This window comes from Kiloniella laminariae (assembly GCF_027214005.1).
Taxonomy (GTDB): domain Bacteria; phylum Pseudomonadota; class Alphaproteobacteria; order Kiloniellales; family Kiloniellaceae; genus Kiloniella; species Kiloniella laminariae_A.
In genome coordinates this window covers 494355-512429 of record NZ_JAPWGY010000003.1, presented here as the reverse complement: position 1 = coordinate 512429, position 18075 = coordinate 494355, and the positions used below count along the sequence as shown (strand labels likewise).

At 52.8% G+C, this 18075-nt stretch carries 19 protein-coding genes and 1 tRNA gene; 17 read left to right on the top strand and 3 right to left on the bottom strand.

The features are described 5' to 3' along the window. Position 1 precedes the first annotated feature (1 nt). From O4H49_RS11460 to O4H49_RS11450, 3 genes are read left to right on the top strand one after another with little or no spacing between them, the layout of a single operon-like run. Positions 2 to 832 (top strand): ABC transporter permease, encoded by an 831-nt coding sequence (locus tag O4H49_RS11460; protein ID WP_269423554.1) that lies wholly within the window; start codon positions 2 to 4, stop codon positions 830 to 832. Continuing rightward, positions 829 to 1395: a nitrous oxide reductase accessory protein NosL gene (locus tag O4H49_RS11455; protein WP_269423553.1), complete on the top strand. Its 567-nt coding sequence runs from the start codon at positions 829 to 831 to the stop codon at positions 1393 to 1395. Before O4H49_RS11460 ends, O4H49_RS11455 begins: the two co-directional genes overlap by 4 nt. Positions 1396 to 1433: 38 nt before the next feature. Next, positions 1434 to 2426 (top strand): FAD:protein FMN transferase, encoded by a 993-nt coding sequence (locus O4H49_RS11450; RefSeq protein ID WP_269423552.1) that lies wholly within the window; start codon positions 1434 to 1436, stop codon positions 2424 to 2426. A gap of 6 nt (positions 2427 to 2432) precedes the next feature. On the opposite strand, the gene O4H49_RS11445 is transcribed toward O4H49_RS11450, so the two are convergent. Further along, a complete protein-coding gene (locus tag O4H49_RS11445; RefSeq protein ID WP_269423551.1) occupies positions 2433 to 3452 on the bottom strand; it encodes an MBL fold metallo-hydrolase in 1020 nt (339 codons plus the stop codon). Positions 3453 to 3600: 148 nt separating this feature from the next. On the opposite strand from O4H49_RS11445, the gene O4H49_RS11440 reads away from it, so the two are divergent. Further along, complete coding sequence (locus O4H49_RS11440; protein ID WP_269423550.1) at positions 3601 to 4527, top strand: LysR family transcriptional regulator; 927 nt, start codon at positions 3601 to 3603, stop codon at positions 4525 to 4527. Positions 4528 to 4656: 129 nt separating this feature from the next. On the opposite strand, the gene O4H49_RS11435 is transcribed toward O4H49_RS11440, so the two are convergent. Both O4H49_RS11435 and O4H49_RS11430 read right to left on the bottom strand, forming a co-directional pair. Further along, positions 4657 to 4732 (bottom strand) — tRNA-Ala (locus O4H49_RS11435). Between the two features lie 115 nt (positions 4733 to 4847). After that, positions 4848 to 5180, bottom strand: coding sequence for a TIGR02300 family protein (locus O4H49_RS11430; protein WP_269423549.1), 333 nt, complete (start codon positions 5178 to 5180; stop codon positions 4848 to 4850). 392 nt (positions 5181 to 5572) lie between these two features. On the opposite strand from O4H49_RS11430, the gene aroA reads away from it, so the two are divergent. The 13 genes from aroA to trpA all read left to right on the top strand — a co-directional run bounded on the left by aroA (position 5573) and on the right by trpA (position 18067). After that, a complete protein-coding gene (gene aroA / locus O4H49_RS11425) occupies positions 5573 to 6898 on the top strand; it encodes a 3-phosphoshikimate 1-carboxyvinyltransferase (RefSeq protein WP_269423548.1) in 1326 nt (441 codons plus the stop codon). Between the two features lie 80 nt (positions 6899 to 6978). Next, positions 6979 to 7620 carry a (d)CMP kinase gene (gene cmk, locus O4H49_RS11420; protein ID WP_269423547.1) on the top strand — a complete coding sequence of 214 codons (642 nt, stop codon included), beginning with the start codon at positions 6979 to 6981 and terminating at the stop codon, positions 7618 to 7620. Between the two features lie 139 nt (positions 7621 to 7759). Beyond that, the gene (rpsA, locus tag O4H49_RS11415; RefSeq protein ID WP_269423546.1) at positions 7760 to 9451 is read left to right on the top strand and encodes a 30S ribosomal protein S1; all 1692 of its coding nucleotides are present in this window, start codon (positions 7760 to 7762) and stop codon (positions 9449 to 9451) included. A gap of 273 nt (positions 9452 to 9724) precedes the next feature. After that, on the top strand, positions 9725 to 10018 hold the full coding sequence (gene ihfB / locus O4H49_RS11410; RefSeq protein ID WP_020590655.1) for an integration host factor subunit beta: 294 nt from the start codon (positions 9725 to 9727) through the stop codon (positions 10016 to 10018). 21 nt (positions 10019 to 10039) lie between these two features. Further along, positions 10040 to 10390, top strand: a complete 351-nt coding sequence (locus O4H49_RS11405; protein WP_269423545.1) for a LapA family protein — start codon at positions 10040 to 10042, stop codon at positions 10388 to 10390. 180 nt (positions 10391 to 10570) lie between these two features. Beyond that, the gene (locus tag O4H49_RS11400) at positions 10571 to 11518 is read left to right on the top strand and encodes an ornithine cyclodeaminase family protein (RefSeq protein WP_269423544.1); all 948 of its coding nucleotides are present in this window, start codon (positions 10571 to 10573) and stop codon (positions 11516 to 11518) included. A 126-nt stretch (positions 11519 to 11644) separates the two neighbouring features. After that, positions 11645 to 12349 carry an orotidine-5'-phosphate decarboxylase gene (gene pyrF, locus O4H49_RS11395; protein ID WP_269423543.1) on the top strand — a complete coding sequence of 235 codons (705 nt, stop codon included), beginning with the start codon at positions 11645 to 11647 and terminating at the stop codon, positions 12347 to 12349. A 34-nt stretch (positions 12350 to 12383) separates the two neighbouring features. After that, positions 12384 to 13292, top strand: coding sequence for a hypothetical protein (locus O4H49_RS11390; RefSeq protein WP_269423542.1), 909 nt, complete (start codon positions 12384 to 12386; stop codon positions 13290 to 13292). An 87-nt stretch (positions 13293 to 13379) separates the two neighbouring features. Then, positions 13380 to 14312, top strand: coding sequence for a hypothetical protein (locus O4H49_RS11385; protein WP_269423541.1), 933 nt, complete (start codon positions 13380 to 13382; stop codon positions 14310 to 14312). A 67-nt stretch (positions 14313 to 14379) separates the two neighbouring features. Then, positions 14380 to 15027: a phosphoribosylanthranilate isomerase gene (locus tag O4H49_RS11380; RefSeq protein WP_269423540.1), complete on the top strand. Its 648-nt coding sequence runs from the start codon at positions 14380 to 14382 to the stop codon at positions 15025 to 15027. Then, the gene (locus tag O4H49_RS11375) at positions 15027 to 15908 is read left to right on the top strand and encodes a phosphatase PAP2 family protein (RefSeq protein ID WP_269423539.1); all 882 of its coding nucleotides are present in this window, start codon (positions 15027 to 15029) and stop codon (positions 15906 to 15908) included. Before O4H49_RS11380 ends, O4H49_RS11375 begins: the two co-directional genes overlap by 1 nt. Before the next feature lie 102 nt (positions 15909 to 16010). Then, on the top strand, positions 16011 to 17222 hold the full coding sequence (trpB, locus tag O4H49_RS11370) for a tryptophan synthase subunit beta (protein ID WP_269423538.1): 1212 nt from the start codon (positions 16011 to 16013) through the stop codon (positions 17220 to 17222). Positions 17223 to 17236: 14 nt separating this feature from the next. Beyond that, entirely contained in the window at positions 17237 to 18067 is an 831-nt protein-coding gene (gene trpA / locus O4H49_RS11365) for a tryptophan synthase subunit alpha (RefSeq protein WP_269423537.1), read from the top strand. Positions 18068 to 18075 lie beyond the last annotated feature (8 nt).

Genomic DNA, 18075 nt, shown 5'->3' with positions numbered 1-18075 from the left:
AATGAACGCCATCTGGACCATCGCCGGAAAAGAGTTCAAGGATGCTCTGCGCAACCGCTGGATCCTTGCCGCAACCGCCCTCCTTGCTCTTCTAGCACTCAGTCTTGCATTTGTCGGAACAGCGCCGGTTGGCAGCGTCCGGGCAAGCATGATGCAGGTCACGGTCATCAGCCTGGCAAGCCTTTCTGTCTTTCTGGTTCCTCTCATTGCCTTGATGCTGTCCTACGATACCATCGTGGGCGATATCGAACGCGGCTCCATGTTGCTGCTCATGACCTACCCGGTCAGCCGCTGGCAATTGATTTTTGGTAAATTCCTGGGTCACAGCTTTATCCTCTCGCTGGCAACCACAGTTGGCTACGGCTCTGCCGGAATACTGATCGCCGCGAATGCAGAGTCCACCAGTGCGCAAGACTGGGGAGCCTTTGCCGGTTTAATTGGCTCGACTATCCTGCTGGGCAGTGCATTTATCTCGCTGGGATATCTTCTCAGCGTCATGGTAAAAGAACGTGCGACAGCCATTGGTCTGGCTGTAGCTGTCTGGCTCTTCTTTGTCCTGCTCTACGATATGGCCGTCCTCGGTATACTTGTGGTCGATCAGGGTGAAACTCTGAAAGCCGATCTGGTTAACCTTCTTTTGCTGTTCAACCCGGCCGATTCATTCCGCCTGCTCAACCTGACCGGTTTCGACGGGACAGCGGCTCTCTCAGGCATGTCCTCCATCGCTGGTCGGGCAATCCTTCCCCCCTGGTTTGCCCTGGGGGCCCTGGGGGCCTGGATCATGATCCCCTTCACCATTTCCGGCTTTCTCTTTTCACGGAGAGAACTATGACTCCCACCTCTGCACCCTGTCGTTTCCTGCCCGGATTGTTTGGCCTGGCTCTGGGCGCAGCCCTTCTTGCCAGCCTTACCGGCTGTTTTGGCCAGGAAGAAACCAGGCGCCCGGATCCAAAGGCAATGACTTCGGACGACCAGAGCTACTTCTGCGGCATGACCGCAGCCGGGCATCCGGGTCCCAAAGCCCAGATTCATCTGCTTGGGAAGGATGCTCCCCTGTGGTTTGCAGCGACCAGGGATGCCGTTGGATTTTTACGCCTGCCGGACGAAAACAACGAGATCACGGCCATCTATGTAACTGACATGGCCAAGGCCGACTGGAACCACCCTGATCCCGGCCCCTGGATTGCACTGGAACAGGCAACACTCGTGATCGAAAGCAAACGGCGCGGCGGTATGGGAGCCCCGGCCGTGATCCCCTTTTCCAACCCTGTTGCTGCCCGGGATTTTATCCAGCAAAACGGCGGACGCATTGTCGCACTGGATGATATTCCCAGCGACTATGTTCTGGGCATGGTCGATATTCCCGACAATCCTGACCTTTCCGGGTTTCAATAACCTGCTACTTTAAACAACTATCAACTAAGGTGCTCGTTATGCGCTCTCCCCTGAACAGAAGACGTTTCCTGCAGATCGCAGCAACTGCCGCTCTTGTCGGTGCCCTGCCTGCCTCCGGAGTGCGAGCTGAAACAGGTCTGCACCGCTGGCACGGGCGAGCACTTGGTGGAGAAGCCGAAATTCTCCTGCCCCGACGCTCCGATTCAGAGAAGCTCTCCCTGAAACTGGTAAACGAGATCAAACGGCTCGAAAAAATTTTCAGCCTCTATGACAATGACTCAGAGATCACCCAGCTCAACCGGACTGCTGTAATAGACAATCCCTCCCCAGAACTTTACGAGCTGCTCGAAAAGGCACAGCGCTTTTCTCACCTGACAGACGGCAGCTTCGATATCACGGTCCAGCCCCTCTGGGATCTTCATATGGAAGCAGACCGCTTCCCCGACAGCGCTTTCCCGCGGCTGGAACGTTCAGTTCGCGAACTGGTCGATTATCAAAAGCTCGAATTGCAGCAAGACAAAATTTCTTTTGCCCAAAAAGGCATGGCCATTACCCTCAACGGAATCGCCCAGGGCTACATCACGGACAGAATTACCCGAATGCTTATCGCGGAAGGTTATGACAACTGTCTGGTAAACCTTGGCGAGATTCGTGCACTGGGCCAGCATCCTGATCAAAGAAACTGGTCAATCAGTGTTGCCGCCCCCGGGCCGGACGCCAGAGAGCTGTTTTCACTCAGCCTGCGCCCGGGTGAAGCTGTTGCCACCTCGGCATCTCTCGGCACCAGGTTTCGCGACGGCACCCCTCACCTGCTCGACCCGAAAGCGGAAAAACAGGAGCTGCCGTACCAGACTCTCAGCGTTGTGGCCCCAGACGCCACCACAGCAGATGCACTTTCCACCGGGTTTTCATTCCTCAGCCAGAAAGAAATCCAAACAGCTATTTCATCACTCGAGAACATTACCGTTCATGTAACCGACAGGGACGGAAAACCTCTGCCGCCCCTGACATCAACCTCACTCAGAGGGTAAACCTGGTTAGATCTGATATTGCCAGCTTGACGGAACGTATCTGAAGCTATCGCCGTCGCGGGCTACATGTCCCAGCCCGGGAAAGTCAAGGTGGCTTCCCAGAACCGCAACCCGGTCCGCGGCGACACGGTCAAGCATGCGACGACGGGTTTGTTTGGCCTGGGCCATATCAACGTCAAACACGACACTCCATTCAGGATAGGCAAACTGCAAGGCGGAAAAATGGACAACATCCCCCCAGATCAAAAGCTCCTGTCCGTCTGACCGCAACAGGCATCCCATATGTCCAGGGGTATGCCCGGGCAGCGCCATGGCCTCGATTCCTGGCAAGATTTCCCCGTCCTCTTCGATCAGGGTCAACCTTTTTTGATAGGGCAGCGCCATCGCACGGGAATTAAGTGCATTTGTCTGCATAAACTCAGCGGCTTTGGCGATCACTGCATCATCGTGCCAGAAATCCCAGTCTGCCTTGTGAACAATCAGTTCTGCATTGGGAAACAGTGCTTTGCCATCAGCTGAGGAAATACCGGAAATATGATCGATGTGCATATGGGTGATGAGAATTGCATCAATTGATTCCGGGGCGATCCCCGCAACACGCAGGTTTTCCGGAAGCTTTCCGACTGTCGGACCATATTTATCAGCGGTACCGGAATCCACCAGCACCAGCTTGTCCCCGGTGTTGATCACAAAACAATTCACGCCGATTCTTACCTTTTCCCCCAGAGGCGCACGAAACTGAGACCGATAAAGCTCACTGGCAACCGAGCGATCAAACTCGGGGATCAATGCAGGGTCAGCATCGATATACCCATCAAGCAATGCGGTTACTTCAAAGGCACCGACCGTAAAGCGATAGACACCCGGGCTCTGACTTCCGCTAGGTGCAGCCGCAGCAAGACTGGAGCCGATCAAAGCCCCGCTTCCGCCAACCGAAGACAAAAGCCCGGCTCCTGCTGCAATCCCAACCGTTGCCCCAGCGGCTTTCAAAGACCCCTGTAACAGACTTCTTCTGGTCAATGTCATTGTAATTGCTCCGTGTTTCATAAATGAATGATCTATCAACCGAGGGCTCATCCACGGTGATTTCCTGATTCATATCGGATTTATTCAGTGACAGGACAGGGGGCTACCTCCTATAGTCGCTATAATCATTGCTTATATCCAGGAAATCATGGACCAGCTTCACCTCTTCAAAACCCTGATTGCAGCTATTGATGGCGGATCACTCTCCGCAGCCGCAAAGGCGCGCGGGATCAGTCAGCCTGCTGCAAGCCAGCAGATCACCCTTCTTGAAAGCCAGCTGCGCAAAGAGCTGTTGTTTCGCACCTCGCGCGGCGTTCTGCCGACAGAGGCCGGGCGACTGGTTTATCAGTCCGCCAAAACGATTATTGAGCAGCTGAATATATTGGAAGAGGATCTCGGGAATCTTGACAATAGCCTGTCCGGGAAGCTCAGAATTACTGCACCGCTCGCAATTGGCCAGAAACTCGTTGCCCCGATTGTCTTCGACATGCAGGCGAAATATCCGGATCTCGATATCACTCTTAAACTCAATGATCTGCTGATGGATCTGGTCAAGGATCGTTTCGATCTTGCAATCCGGGTTGGCTCCCTGGGAAAATCCGAAGGCGTTGCGCGCAAGATCGGGGATCTGGACCTGGTTCTCGTCTCTTCACCCGACTTCATTAACACGCACGGCCGACCACAGACTCCAGCTGATCTGGCTGGCCTGCAGATGATACGCTACCGAGAAGACACCACCAAAAATCTCGAACTGATTCGTCAGGGCAGTAATTATTCCGCAGAGGTTGCAACCTCTTTCATCTTTGACAATACAGATGTCATTCTTAATGCCCTGTACCGGGGAATCGGGTTTACCAAGTTTCCCAGGGTTCTGGTGCGCGATCAGATTGTGCAGGGAGCTCTGGAAGAACTGTTGCCAGATTATCAACTTCCTTCAAAACCGGTCTACCTGCTTTACCCATCCCGGCAGTCCCTGTCTCGGCGCGCGCAGGTTTTTATCGATCAACTGCTTTGTATCATGGCCCACACAGACGGCATCATTCCAGCACGCGGTAACAAATGGCGAGCCGCATAGAAAGCACATTTTTTTTTAGCGAGATCGGCTGGAGTTGTCCCGCCTGGAAAATCACCCGGCGGATCAATAGTGAAGTCAGCTGAAAAGCCGGAAAAGACAAAACCCACCGCTTTAGGCGATGGGTTTTGTTGGTGGAGCTAAGCGGGATCGAACCGCTGACCTCTACAATGCCATTGTAGCGCTCTCCCAGCTGAGCTATAGCCCCTTTTATCCGCCGCATCTTTTGCGGATGCGGCGGAAAATATGATGTCTTTACCTTCTTGGCAAGAGAAAAATTTCCTCCTGATCAGAAAAGATCATCTCATGGGAAACAACGGGTATTAATCGTCGCTGATCCCACCTGACTTACCACTAACCGTCTGAAGATCTTCATCATCGTCATCAACGTTATCGTCGTCATCGAGATGTAAGAGCTCCTCGTCATCCGGAAAGGCATCTGAGTCATCATCCACGAGGATATCATCATCATCTTCAGTAGCCGCAACTACGGCTTCCGCTTTTGCCTTGGCAGCGCGACCGCGGCGGCTACGTCCACCTTCCGGATCGAACTCAACACCGCACTTCGGGCAGATGACAGGTGATTTTCGAAAATCGTAATACTTAGCATCACAGCTATGACAGGTATGTTTCTTACCCCATTCCGGCTTACTCACAGCCAGATCCTCCAGTCGTTAAGTCCGCTTTGGTAACAAAAGTAGTCTTGATAAATTGCCTTTGCCATGATCACCGCAGACTGTCAACAAAGGGTGAAGGAACATTCGCTTTCAAACAAAAAATATTTATTTTGTAACAGAGACACAACAGGGCAGTTTCACGTCATGGATCTCTGGAAAAACGACAGGTTCCGAACGATCTTGTTCTGGTAAAAGCCTCTTATCCTATGCTAAGAGGACGATGAAATACCCGGCTCCTGCAGGGATACAGTCAACAATTATGGGGACAACCCTTAACCTCAGCCCTACATGCAACAGGGGTGGTTCTCCGATTCACCAGGCGGTTTTGGCAGTCAGGTGAATCCACCGAACAGAAATTACGGAAACAATAAATGACTCGCCACTCGTCGTTGTCCTCTACTCCCTGCGGCTCTCTGAAAGGAACATTTAAAGTTCCTGGTGACAAATCCATTTCGCACCGCTCTCTGATGTTTGGAGCCTTGGCTGTTGGCGAGACAAGGGTTTTCGGCATGCTGGAGGGAGAAGACGTCCTCGCCACGGCAAAAGCAATGGCAGCGCTGGGTGCCAAAATCCACCGTGACGACGACGGCGTCTGGCACGTTGAAGGTCGTGGGATCGGGGGACTTTGTGAGCCGGAAGATGTCCTTGATATGGGGAACTCCGGCACCTCTGCCCGGTTGCTGATGGGAATTCTCGGCAGCCACCCGATCACCACCTTCATGACCGGAGATGCCTCTTTGCGCAAACGCCCGATGGGGCGCGTAGCCGACCCGCTGGCAGAAATGGGGGCGCAGGTATCCTGCAGATCAGGTCAGCGGTTGCCGCTGATGGTGCGCGGGGCGGCAACCCCGATGCCGATCAGATACAAACTTCCGATGGCTTCGGCCCAGGTTAAATCCTGTATCTTGCTCGCTGGTCTGAACACACCTGGCGAAACCACTGTTATCGAAACCGAACACACCCGCGATCATACTGAACTGATGCTCCGCCACTTCGGCGCTGAGGTACGTGTTGTCCAGACAAAAGAAGGCAGAGAAACAACAATCGTAGGCCAGCCTGAACTGGTTGCTGCCGATGTTCTCGTCCCCTCAGACCCTTCGTCTGCCGCCTTCCCGACTGTCGCAGCCCTGATCAATCCCGGTTCCGAGCTACGTTTGCCAGGAATCGGCATGAACCCGCATCGCAATGGGATCTATATCACTCTCAAGGAAATGGGCGCCGACATTACTCTTGAAAACGAGCGAACGGAAGCTGGTGAACCCGTGGCAGATCTCGTCATTCGGGCCAGCAAGCTTAAAGGCATCAGCGTTCCCGCCGAGCGCGCGCCTTCCATGATTGATGAATACCCGATCCTTGCCGTGGCCGCTGCCTTTGCCGAGGGCAAGACAGTGATGCACGGACTGGGAGAACTCAGGGTCAAGGAAAGTGATCGCCTCTCTGCCGTGGCAAACGGCCTCAAGGCCTGTGGCGTGACCTGTGAAGAGGGTGAAGATTTCCTTATCGTCGAAGGAAACGGCAGTGCGCCTCTGGGAGGTGGCACAATCACGACTCACTTTGATCATCGCATCGCCATGAGCTTTCTCGTTATGGGCATGGCCGCACAACAAAAAGTTACTGTGCTGGATGCAGAAGCCATCGATACAAGCTTTCCCGGCTTTGCTACCTTGATGAACGGCCTTGGTGCCGGGATCAGCTAGTTCCCATTTATCAATAGCAAGAACAGCTACCAGGGTTTATCTTTCCCGCATGCTGCAGCACGATTTTTAAGGACATTACTTTGCCAGTTATCGCTATCGACGGGCCTGTCGCCTCGGGAAAAGGAACTCTGGCTCGCCGTCTGGCCGAGGCCCTCAACCTCGCTTATCTCGACACGGGATCGCTCTATCGCGCCGTCGCTTCTTGTATTTTAGAACGCGGCAGTGATCCGGACGACTCGATTCTCGCTGCGAAGGTTGCGGATACCCTGACAGCTGAAGATCTTGATCGCGATGACATCCGCGATGAAATAGTTGGCCAGGGTGCTTCTATCGTCGCGGCCAATCAGGAAGTCCGAAAAGCGCTATTGGAATTTCAGCGCAACTTCGCAAAAACCCCTCCTGACGGACACTTAGGAGCAATTCTTGATGGCCGGGACATCGGAACGGTCGTCTGTCCCGATGCCGAAATCAAGCTTTTCATCTCGGCAACGCCGGAAGTCCGCGCCTTGCGTCGACATAAAGAGTTGCTAGAACGCGGTGAAGAGTCTATATACGCCCGCGTACTGGAAGATTTGCGAGAACGTGATCAGCGGGATCGCAATCGTGACACAGCACCCCTTCGGGCTGCTGAAGATGCGGTGATACTTGATACCAGTGACATGGATGCCGACAAGGCCTTCAAAGTGGCTAGACAGCTTATTAAAGAGCGTCTTTCACTCTGACAGGCCTTCAGGCGTTTTGTTGCAGGACCTGTTTCTCTAATCAGACAGTATAAACGACTAGCCTGGGATGGTCCCGGGTAGACCGCCGGAAAAACCGGCCGGCCTGTATAGTGCAATATTTTGAAAGGAACTCTAACCAATGGCTGAAGCAGCTATGGAAAGTTTTGCCGATCTTCTTGACGAATCCCTCGGTCAGTCCGAGCGTCTCGAAGGGAACGTACTCAAAGGCATGATCATCGCCATCGAAGGTGATGTTGCCGTAATCGATGTTGGCCTCAAATCCGAAGGTCGCGTTGCACTTAAAGAATTCGCTGACATGGGTCAGGCTCCCGAACTTAAAGTCGGGGATGAGGTAGAAGTTTACCTCGAGCGTATGGAAAGCAAGACCGGGGATGTCATGATCTCCCGCGACAAAGCCAAACGCGAAGAAGCCTGGACACAGCTTGAAAAATCCTTCACCGACAACGAGCGCGTTAACGGCGTTATCTTTGGTCGTGTTAAAGGTGGCTTCACTGTTGACCTTTCCGGCGCCGTGGCATTCCTGCCAGGCAGCCAGGTTGACATCCGTCCGGTACGTGACGTTTCCCCACTTATGGGCAACCCACAGCCATTCCAGATCCTGAAAATGGACCGCTCACGTGGCAACATCGTTGTTTCCCGTCGTGCAGTTCTCGAAGAGACACGTGCAGAACAGCGTTCTGAACTGGTTGCCAACCTCTCCGAAGGTCAGGTTCTTCAGGGTGTTGTTAAAAACATCACTGATTACGGCGCATTCGTTGATCTCGGCGGTGTTGATGGTCTGTTGCACGTTACCGATATCTCCTGGAAACGTATCAACCACCCAAGCGAAACCCTCTCCATTGGCCAGCAGGTTGATGTTCAGGTTATCCGCTTCAACGCAGAAACACAGCGTATCAGCCTCGGCATGAAACAGCTGGAAACCGATCCATGGGATGGCGTTGCTGCCAAATACCCAATGGGTGCCAAGCTGGTCGGTCGCGTTACCAATATCACTGACTACGGCGCATTTGTTGAACTCGAGCCTGGCATCGAAGGCCTGGTTCACGTTTCTGAAATGTCCTGGACCAAGAAAAACATCCACCCTGGTAAAATCGTTTCTACCAGCCAGGAAGTTGAAGTTATGGTTCTCGATGTTGACGAATCCAAACGTCGCATCAGCCTCGGCCTGAAACAGTGTTCTTCCAATCCATGGGAATCTTTCCAGGCAACTCATCCTGCTGAAGCCGAACTCGAAGGCGAAATCAAGAACATCACCGAATTCGGTCTGTTCGTTGGTCTGCCTGGCGAAATCGACGGTATGGTTCACCTTTCCGATCTGGATTGGGAACTCTCCGGCGAAGACGCTGTTAAAGAGTACAAAAAAGGCGACATGGTCAAAGTCAAGGTTCTTGACGTTGACGTTGAGAAAGAGCGCATCAGCCTCGGCATCAAACAGCTCGGCGCAGATCCTTTTGCTGGCTCTGTTGAAGGCCTGAAAAAAGGTGCTGTTGTAACCTGTACAATTACAGCTGTTACAGAAAACGCTCTGGAAGTTCAGATTGCAGACGGTGCTGTTGGCGCCATCCGTAAAACCGAACTGTCCCGTGAGCGTAGCGAACAGCGTACAGACCGTTTCGCAGTGGGCGAAAAAATCGATGCACGTATCACGAACATCGATTCAAAATCCCGCAAAATTGCCCTGTCCATCAAACAGTACGAAGCTGCTGAAGAGAAACAGGCAATGGCTGATTACGGTTCAACAGACTCCGGTGCAAGCCTCGGCGATATCCTCGGCGAAGCTCTGTCCCGTGCGGCTGAAGATAAAAAATAAGCCGAATGTTTCGGTAGTAAAAAAGGCCCGGTGTGCGAACACCGGGCCTTTTTTGTATCTATTTTCAAATTAAGCAGGCAGAATGACACAAGGAAATGCTTTATTCTTAAGGGGTTAGACTTGACGGATTTTTCGAGCTCTGGCACCCTTGGTATAGACAGGCTTTCAGACTCGACGGCACAACAGTTTAAGACGAACAAAAGCCGACATAAAACCGGGCTGAGGGAACGGGTGGTACAAAAGCTCGAAAACAGCTACAGGGAGACGTAAGGGATGACCAAGTCAGAGCTCATTCAGCACATTGCAGAACAAAATCCACATCTCTATCACCGGGATGTTGAGCGGATTGTCACCACGATTTTTGATGAAATCACAAATGCGCTGGCTGAGGGCAACAGAGTGGAACTCAGAGGGTTTGGCGCTTTTTCGGTCAAACACCGGGATGCTCGTGTTGGCAGAAACCCGCGAACAGGGGAATCTGTCGAAGTTGATTCAAAACACATTCCTTTCTTCAAAACAGGCAAGCAACTCCGTGAACGCCTGAACGGCGGCGTTGATTCTGAATAAAAACGGAAGCAGGTTATCTAAGTGAAACGATTTAGCTGGGTTCTGACAGCACCAATAACGCTGGCCATTCTCGTCTTTGCCGTAAGCAACCGCGAAGATGTGACTCTTGAAATCTGGCCTTTTGGCATTCAGCTGCAGTACCCGCTTTATCTGATCATTCTTATCTCCCTGGGCGTCGGTCTTTTGATTGGCGCCTTGCTGGCCTGGTTATCAGCAGGCACTTCGCGGAAAAAAGCCCGTCAAGCCGAATGGCGTGCGCTGGACTTGCAGCGGGACCTGTCACGGGAGCAGGAGAAAAACCAGAAATTACAGTCCGCAGCTACAGAGAAACCTTCTGCTTCAGGAAAATCTCAGGGATTGCTTTCTTCCTGATCAGCCCCATTCAGTTTTCGACAACTGTGCAAAGGGGAAAGCACCCGCAGCACCTGACTGATTGAAAAATTTCCTTCAGAAATGTCTCTTTTCTGGATATCCCTGTGATTTATTTTGCACCAGATCCACAAAGAAGATAACTTTCGGATATTGTATCCAATTTAAATCACAGGACATGTCGTGCAAAATATCAACGCTCAGCAGGTAACAGAGACACTCGATTTCCCCTCCCTCATTGAAGCGTTGAACACGGCATTCAAAGGCAATATTACCGTTCCGCAACGGCATCATCACGATATGGAGCAACCCGGAGGACAACGGGAATCAACCCTTCTGCTGATGCCAGCATGGGAATCAGGCAAGGCGGTTGGTGTTAAACTGGTCACTGTCAGTCCGGAAAATGGCAAAAAAAACCTCCCCGCAATTCAGGGAATTTATATCCTTTTTGATGGGGAAACCGGCACCCCCAGTGCACTGATTGAAGCAAAAACCCTGACAGCCCGCCGTACAGCAGCGGCTTCCGCCCTTGCAGCTTCCTATCTTGCCAGAGCAGAGAGCCAGGTTCTCACCATGGTTGGCACCGGTGTTCTTGCCCCGAACCTGATAGAGGCGCACCGCGCTGTTCGACCAATTCACGAAGTCATTATCTGGGGGCGCGATCTGGAAAAAGCCCGCGTTCTGGCCCAAGAAGTAACAGCCTCCGGCCTCACCGCCCGGGCAAGCGATGACCTCGAAGCCGCCGTGCGGGCTGCCGATATCATTTCCTGTGCCACCCTCAGTGTCGAGCCTCTGATCAAGGGGGACTGGCTTCAGCCCGGACAACACCTTGATCTTGTCGGCGCTTACCGTCCCGATATGCGCGAAGCAGATGACATTGCCGTACAACGCTCCAGTGTCTTTGTTGATACCCGAGCAGGGGCCACCAAAGAAGGCGGCGACATCGTCATCCCCTTGCGCAACGGGGTCTTGAAGGAAGAAGGCATTCTTGCTGACCTGTTTGATCTCTGTCGGGGCCAGCACTCTGGTCGCCAGAATGACCAGGAAATCACCTATTTCAAATCGGTTGGCCATGCCCTGGAAGATCTGGCTGCTGCACAACTGGTTGATCAGCGCCTTAAAACGGAGTGAAGCTGTGCGCCACCTCTTTACATAAAACGTCGCTAATTAACGGCTCATGTATGAAACAGGGTGACCTGGATGACTGGCTCTGTTAGAGATGGGCTCCGATATCAACTCTGTACGGAGATCGGCAGCATGACCCCCAAAGAACGCATCTTTGTTCCCATTGATACACCCGACATCAAACGTGCAGCTGACCTTGCTCGTATGCTGTCCGGTGAAGTCGGTGGTGTTAAAATTGGCAAGGAACTTTTCACCGCCCAGGGGCCGGACGCCGTCCGTAACGCTATCGGTGGCGAACCCCTGTTTGTCGATCTGAAATTCCACGATATTCCCAATACGGTTGCCGGCGCCATTCGTGCCTCGTTGCATATGCGCCCCTTTATGGTCAACGTGCACGCATCCGGGGGGAAAGCCATGATGCAGGCCGCAGCCGAAGCCGCCCGGGAAAGTTCGGAAGATCTCGGTGTTCCCCGTCCGCTTGTTCTGGGCGTAACGGTCCTGACCAGCATGGACGACAGTGATCTCGCCGATGTCGGACAAAAAGGCCCTGCTGCCGAACAGGTCAAACGACTGGCCTTGCTCGCGCAGGAAAGCGGTCTTGACGGTGTTGTCTGCTCCTCCCGGGAGATCGCCCTGCTCCGCAAGGCCTGTGGTCCCGATTTCACTCTTGTTGTCCCCGGTATTCGTCCGCTATGGGCCTCGGCGGATGACCAGAAACGGATTATGACCCCGGCAGATGCAATCAAAGAAGGGGCGGATTATCTGGTAATTGGCCGCCCGATCACCGCTGCAGACGACCCTGTTGCAGCCGCCCGGCGGATTGTCGCTGAACTTTAAGAAACCTTTTTACAAGAACTCCAGGGAAGCAGAAATGGCATCGCAACAACCACCAGAAGAAGCCGTCAACGACCTGCCCGTCGGGGCTGTCTCCATGGCTGCGCTTCGGATCGTCACAGGGAACATGGCATCTCTGGTTCGGATGGCACTTTTTCCTCTTCTGCTTTCCAGCCTGATCGTGGCTTTGCTTATCCCCGCATCCAGCAGTGCCTTTCTCAGCACCCTGTTACAGGTCGCCAGTTATGTTCCCCACACCCTCTTTGCCGTGGCCTGGCACAGAAAGACCTTGCTCCACCTGCAGGAAGATGAATCAACCAGCATCACTGCCTGGAATCGAACCCATTGGCAGTTTTTGATCAGAACCGTAATTCTTTTTGCCATCTTATACCTTCTTGTTCTGATCGGCTCACTACCAGTAGGGATTCTGTTTGGCAATATCCCAGCTCTGTTGCCTTTTGGCTTTATTGGCTTGATCGTCGCAGCACTCTATGTTCTTGCACGGCTTTCCTTTATTCTTCCTGCCGCTGCTGTAGGCGAAAACTACAGTATGAATAACAGCTGGAAACATACAAAAGCCCAGGCGTGGCGTCTTGTTGGCTCCTTTTTGTTACTGGTCATCCCTTCTGGCGTTGTGATCATAATGGTCGCTACTATTATGCTGCCGATGTTGTTTCCGGATCTCTTTGCCGGATTTGAAACTGCAGCTCAAGCAGGCGCGCCAGCTACGGGAGAAGAGGTGTTAATCCAGCTATCTGCAGAAATTAGAAACAACCCCCTTTCTTTTGTCTTCTTTCAGATCGTCATTATAGCTCTAAGTTATCTGCCGACAGCCGCCGTGATCTCCATGCTTTCCCTTGCCTTTCAGACCTGTACAGGCTGGGTTCCAGAAACTGCATCTGCTCCCTCCCCAGCTCCTACAGACGAGACAGATTTCACGGCTTGAAGTTCTTGCGATTTTACAGCATCTTCCATCCCTGATTGAATAATCCCTGCTTCAGCCACAGAGCATCGCAGGGGATGAGGGGAAATTATGACAATAGATCGTGAATTTGGCCGGGCTGTCGCCCCTATCGCAGTTGGTAAAGCTATCAGTGAAGCTTTTTATCCTCTGTTCAAAAACGGGAAGACGGCACTCAAGCTGGCAATTTTTCCAGCACTGACCATAACCTTGGTTTCAGTGCTAAGTATCTACCTCTCGACCGAGCTCATTATATCAGATCTCTCCAACCCGGGAAATTTCAACCCGGGATCAGCAGTACAGCAACTTGCACTTTCTTTTGCAACCACACTGTTTAGCCTTTTGATCTTTCTCCAGTTCTACATTTGCTGGATCCGTTTTTTATACAAAGGCGAAAGCAGTATGAAATCCGGCCTGATCACATCCTTGCAAAAAAGGAACTGGATCGCTTTGGGCAAGTTTCTGTTGCTTGTTATTGCCAGTTATATTGTTGCGGCTGTGTTCATGATCATATTTGCCTTCGCCTTGGAAGACTTTATCCCTGAATTTGTAAAAGTCGGCTTTTTTCTGGTTCTTCTGGCCATTTATTTCACTCTGTTCCTGCGTTTTTCCTATGTCATACCCGCAGCAGCTCTTGATGAACCCTACAGTTTTGGCGATAGCTGGCGCCATACCCGGGGGCAGTCCCTCAAACTGTTCGTATCTTTTTTCCTGCTTGCCCTGATCCTCTTCATCGCTCTTTTCATTCTGGCCATCGTCCTTTTCCTCCTGTCCGGACTCATCTCTCTATTTTTCCCCATGATGGGAGGTATAGAAAATCTTGTCCCCTTTCTGATAGGCATGATGACAACCTACCGTTTTCTTTACCTGCAACTGCCCCTTCAGCTCTTTGCCGTTGTCATCACTTTCTTCATGTTCCTGCCGTATCTCAACATGCTTCTCTATTGCTTCCGGACCAATACCGGCTGGGCGGATGACCATGAGATTGCCGAGCGTTTTTCCTAATATCTTTGTTTATCAATGAGAATGCGATAAAACTGGCGTTTATAAAAACCATGTTCGGGACAGTGCCTTGGCTACAGAAGTAAAAATTTGCGGGATTAATTCGGATCTGGCGCTGACATCAGCACAGGCCGCCGGGGCCAGCTACCTCGGCTTTGTCTTTTTTCCCAAAAGTCCCCGCAATGTTTCTATAGACCAGGCCGTCCCCCTGGCACGGCAGGTACGTCCCGGTATCAAACGGGTCGGTTTGCTTGTTGATGCCAGTGACGAAGAAATCCGTGAAATTCTCAAACAGGTTCCGCTTGATATTCTTCAGCTTCATGGCAGTGAAACGCCGGAACGTGTCGCCGGAATCAAGAACCGGTTCAAGCTTCAGGTCATGAAGGTTATCAAAATTTCTGACCGTGAAGACTTCAACACGATCCCCCCTTTTGAAGAGCTTGCGGATTACCTTCTGTTCGATGCCAAGCCGCCAAAAGATCTCAAGAATGCCCTGCCTGGGGGAAATGCCCATGCTTTTGACTGGCGTCTTCTTGCCGGACGGAACTGGTCCAAACCCTGGATGCTTGCAGGCGGTCTAACCAGCCAGAATGTCGCCAATGCAGTACGCATTTCCGGTGCGCCTGCTGTCGACGTCTCTTCCGGGGTTGAGGACAGCCCGGGGGTCAAATCCCCTGAGAAAATCAAATTGTTTATCCAACAAGCAAAAGGCTGCTGATGCCCGATTTCCTGGTTTCGATACTCTCTCACCTCGGCGAGGTCAGGCTTTTTCTTGTCGCTACGGTCTGTATCTACTGGATTGTCTGTCCGCGTCTGGGCACCCGGCTGTGGTTTGCACTCTGCCTTTCCAGCAGTCTCCAGCACATCTTCAAGATGCTTTTTGCCCAACCCCGGCCTTACTGGCTTGATCCAAATCTGACTGCGATCGAAAAAAGCACTTCCTACGGCCTGCCCTCGGGACATGCCCAGACACCACCGCTGTTTTATGGCTTGCTCGCCCGTTCTTCCCGAAAGCTCTGGGCCTATCTTCTCGCCGCCGCTGTCGTGCTGGTAATCGGCTGGACCAGGATTGCCGGGCATGTTCACAGTATCGAGCAGGTGTTGTCCGGTTGGGCAGTCGGCATTACTCTTTTGCTATTGATTATTTTTCTGGAAAAACCTGTCGTGCGTTGGTGGACAACCCGGAATCTGAAAAACCGTTTGACCGCCGCCTCCGGTTTTTCCGCCCTCTTGCTCGCAGCTGGCCTCTTTGCCACACAACGTGCCGCAGGCCTGGAAGTCCTTGAACTCTGGACCCTCAATGCAGGTCATCCTATCGACCCGGTTAAAGCCGATAATGTTGTTCTCGTGCCAGGCCTCCTGTTTGGTTGGCTCGTAGGCTTGGCCCTGCTTGATGGTAAACATCCTGAAAAACCCGCCAAATTCATTCGTCTGGCTTGCAGACCACTGATCGGCCTCCCTCCTACAGCCTTGTTTCTGCTGCTTGCACCCGATCAGAACACAGCCGTTTTGCTCACAGTCACCTTCCTCGTCGGAAGTTTTACTGGTCTGTGGTGCAGTTACGGCGCCCCTTGCCTGTTCAGGATATTCAGGATCTAATTCACCTCCTGCCCTGCCCGCTCTCTTGCAGGGAAACCACTTTTCGGGCAAAGTCCCGCCAACAAGTGATCAAGCCGAACGTACAAGGTAGTATAAAGAGTTATGGAAACGCCCAATTCCTATAAGAACGGCCCGGATGAACGGGGTCATTTCGGTATTTTCGGGGGCCGTTATGTGGCTGAAACCCTGATGCCGCTGGTGCTGGAAGTAGAAAAAGCCTACAAGGCAGCCCAGGCTGACCCCTCGTTTCAACGCGATTACGACTATTACGCCAAGAATTACGTCGGACGCCCAAGCCCTCTGTATTTTGCCGAGCGCCTGACCCGTGAACTGGATGGCGCCAAAGTTTATTTCAAGCGCGACGAGCTGAACCACACCGGATCGCATAAGGCCAACAATGTGCTAGGGCAGATCCTTCTCGCCCGACGTATGGGCAAAAAACGCATCATCGCTGAAACCGGAGCCGGGCAGCACGGCGTTGCCACAGCAACCTTCTGTGCGCTGTTCAATCTTCCCTGCGTTGTCTACATGGGCGCAACAGACATTGCCCGCCAGGCACCGAATGTCTTCCGTATGAAGCTGCTTGGCGCCGAAGTTATCTCGGTCAAAAGCGGGACCGGTACCCTCAAGGATGCCATGAACGATGCCCTGCGCGACTGGGTTGCCAATGTAGAAGAAACTTTCTACATCATCGGCACCGCAGCAGGCCCGCATCCCTACCCCATGATGGTCCGGGATTTCCAGTCGATTATCGGACGCGAAGCCCGCGAACAGATTCTGGAAGCCGAAGGCAGATTACCTGACCAGCTGGTCGCCTGTATTGGCGGTGGATCCAACGCCATTGGCCTGTTTTATCCTTTCCTTGACGACAGGGAAGTTGCGATCACCGGTGTTGAAGCCGCAGGACATGGTGTTGACAGCGGCGAACACGCCGCTTCTCTTACTGGTGGAAAACCCGGTGTATTGCACGGCAACCGGACCTTCCTGCTTCAGAATGAAGACGGCCAGATCACCGACGCCCACTCGATTTCGGCTGGACTGGATTACCCTGGCATCGGCCCGGAGCATTCGTGGTTACACTCTGTTGGACGCGTCAACTATGCTTCAGCCACAGACAACGAGGCACTGGACGCTTTCCAGATGCTTTCAAAAATCGAAGGTATCATTCCAGCACTTGAGCCGGCGCACGCCCTGGCTCACGTGTGCAAAATTGCACCGAAGATGAACAAGGACAAGATCATTCTCATGAACCTCTGTGGTCGTGGCGACAAGGATATCTTCACCGTAGCCGAAGCCCTCGGCGTGAAGATCTAAGGGGGGATAAAGAGATGAGCTTGAGCAGACTAGAAAAACGCTTTGCCGATCTGCGCGCCGAAGGGCGTGGCGGGCTGGTAACCTTCCTCACTGCCGGAGATCCCGATCTGGCTACCAGCCTGGAAATCGTCAAGGGCTTGCCCGCCGCTGGTGCCGATGTCATTGAACTCGGCATGCCTTTTTCCGATCCCATGGCCGATGGCCCTTCAATTCAGGCCTCCAGCCTGCGAGCCCTGAAACAAGGGATGTCCTTGCGTAAAACCCTGGATCTGGTACGCAGTTTCCGCGAAGGAAACCAGGATACGCCGATTATCCTGATGGGCTACTACAACCCGATTTATATCTATGGTGTCGAGACCTTCCTCGCAGACGCCAAAGCCGCAGGTGTCGACGGTTTTATTATTGTCGATCTTCCTCCAGAGCATGATGACGAATTCTGCCTCCCGGCACTGGCGCAGGAGTTGCACTTCATTCGCCTGACCACTCCGACAACTGTCGGCGAGCGCCTGCCGAAAGTACTTAACAACACCAGCGGTTTTCTATATTACGTCTCCATTCTCGGAATCACTGGCACAGCTGCCGCGGCTCAGGATGTCGTCAGGGATGCCGTGGCAACGATCAAAGCCCAGACAGATCTTCCTGTTGCTGTCGGCTTTGGCATCCGGACAGCGGAACAGGCCGCGCGAACTGTACAGGTTGCTGATGCCGCCGTGGTTGGTTCAGCGATCATTGATAAACTGAAAGAATACCTGGACGAGAACAACCGGCCAAAACCCGGTCTCACCCAGGCAGTACTGGATTATGTGCGCACCCTTTCCGAAGGTGTGCGCAGCGCCCGTGGCTGAAAGCCACA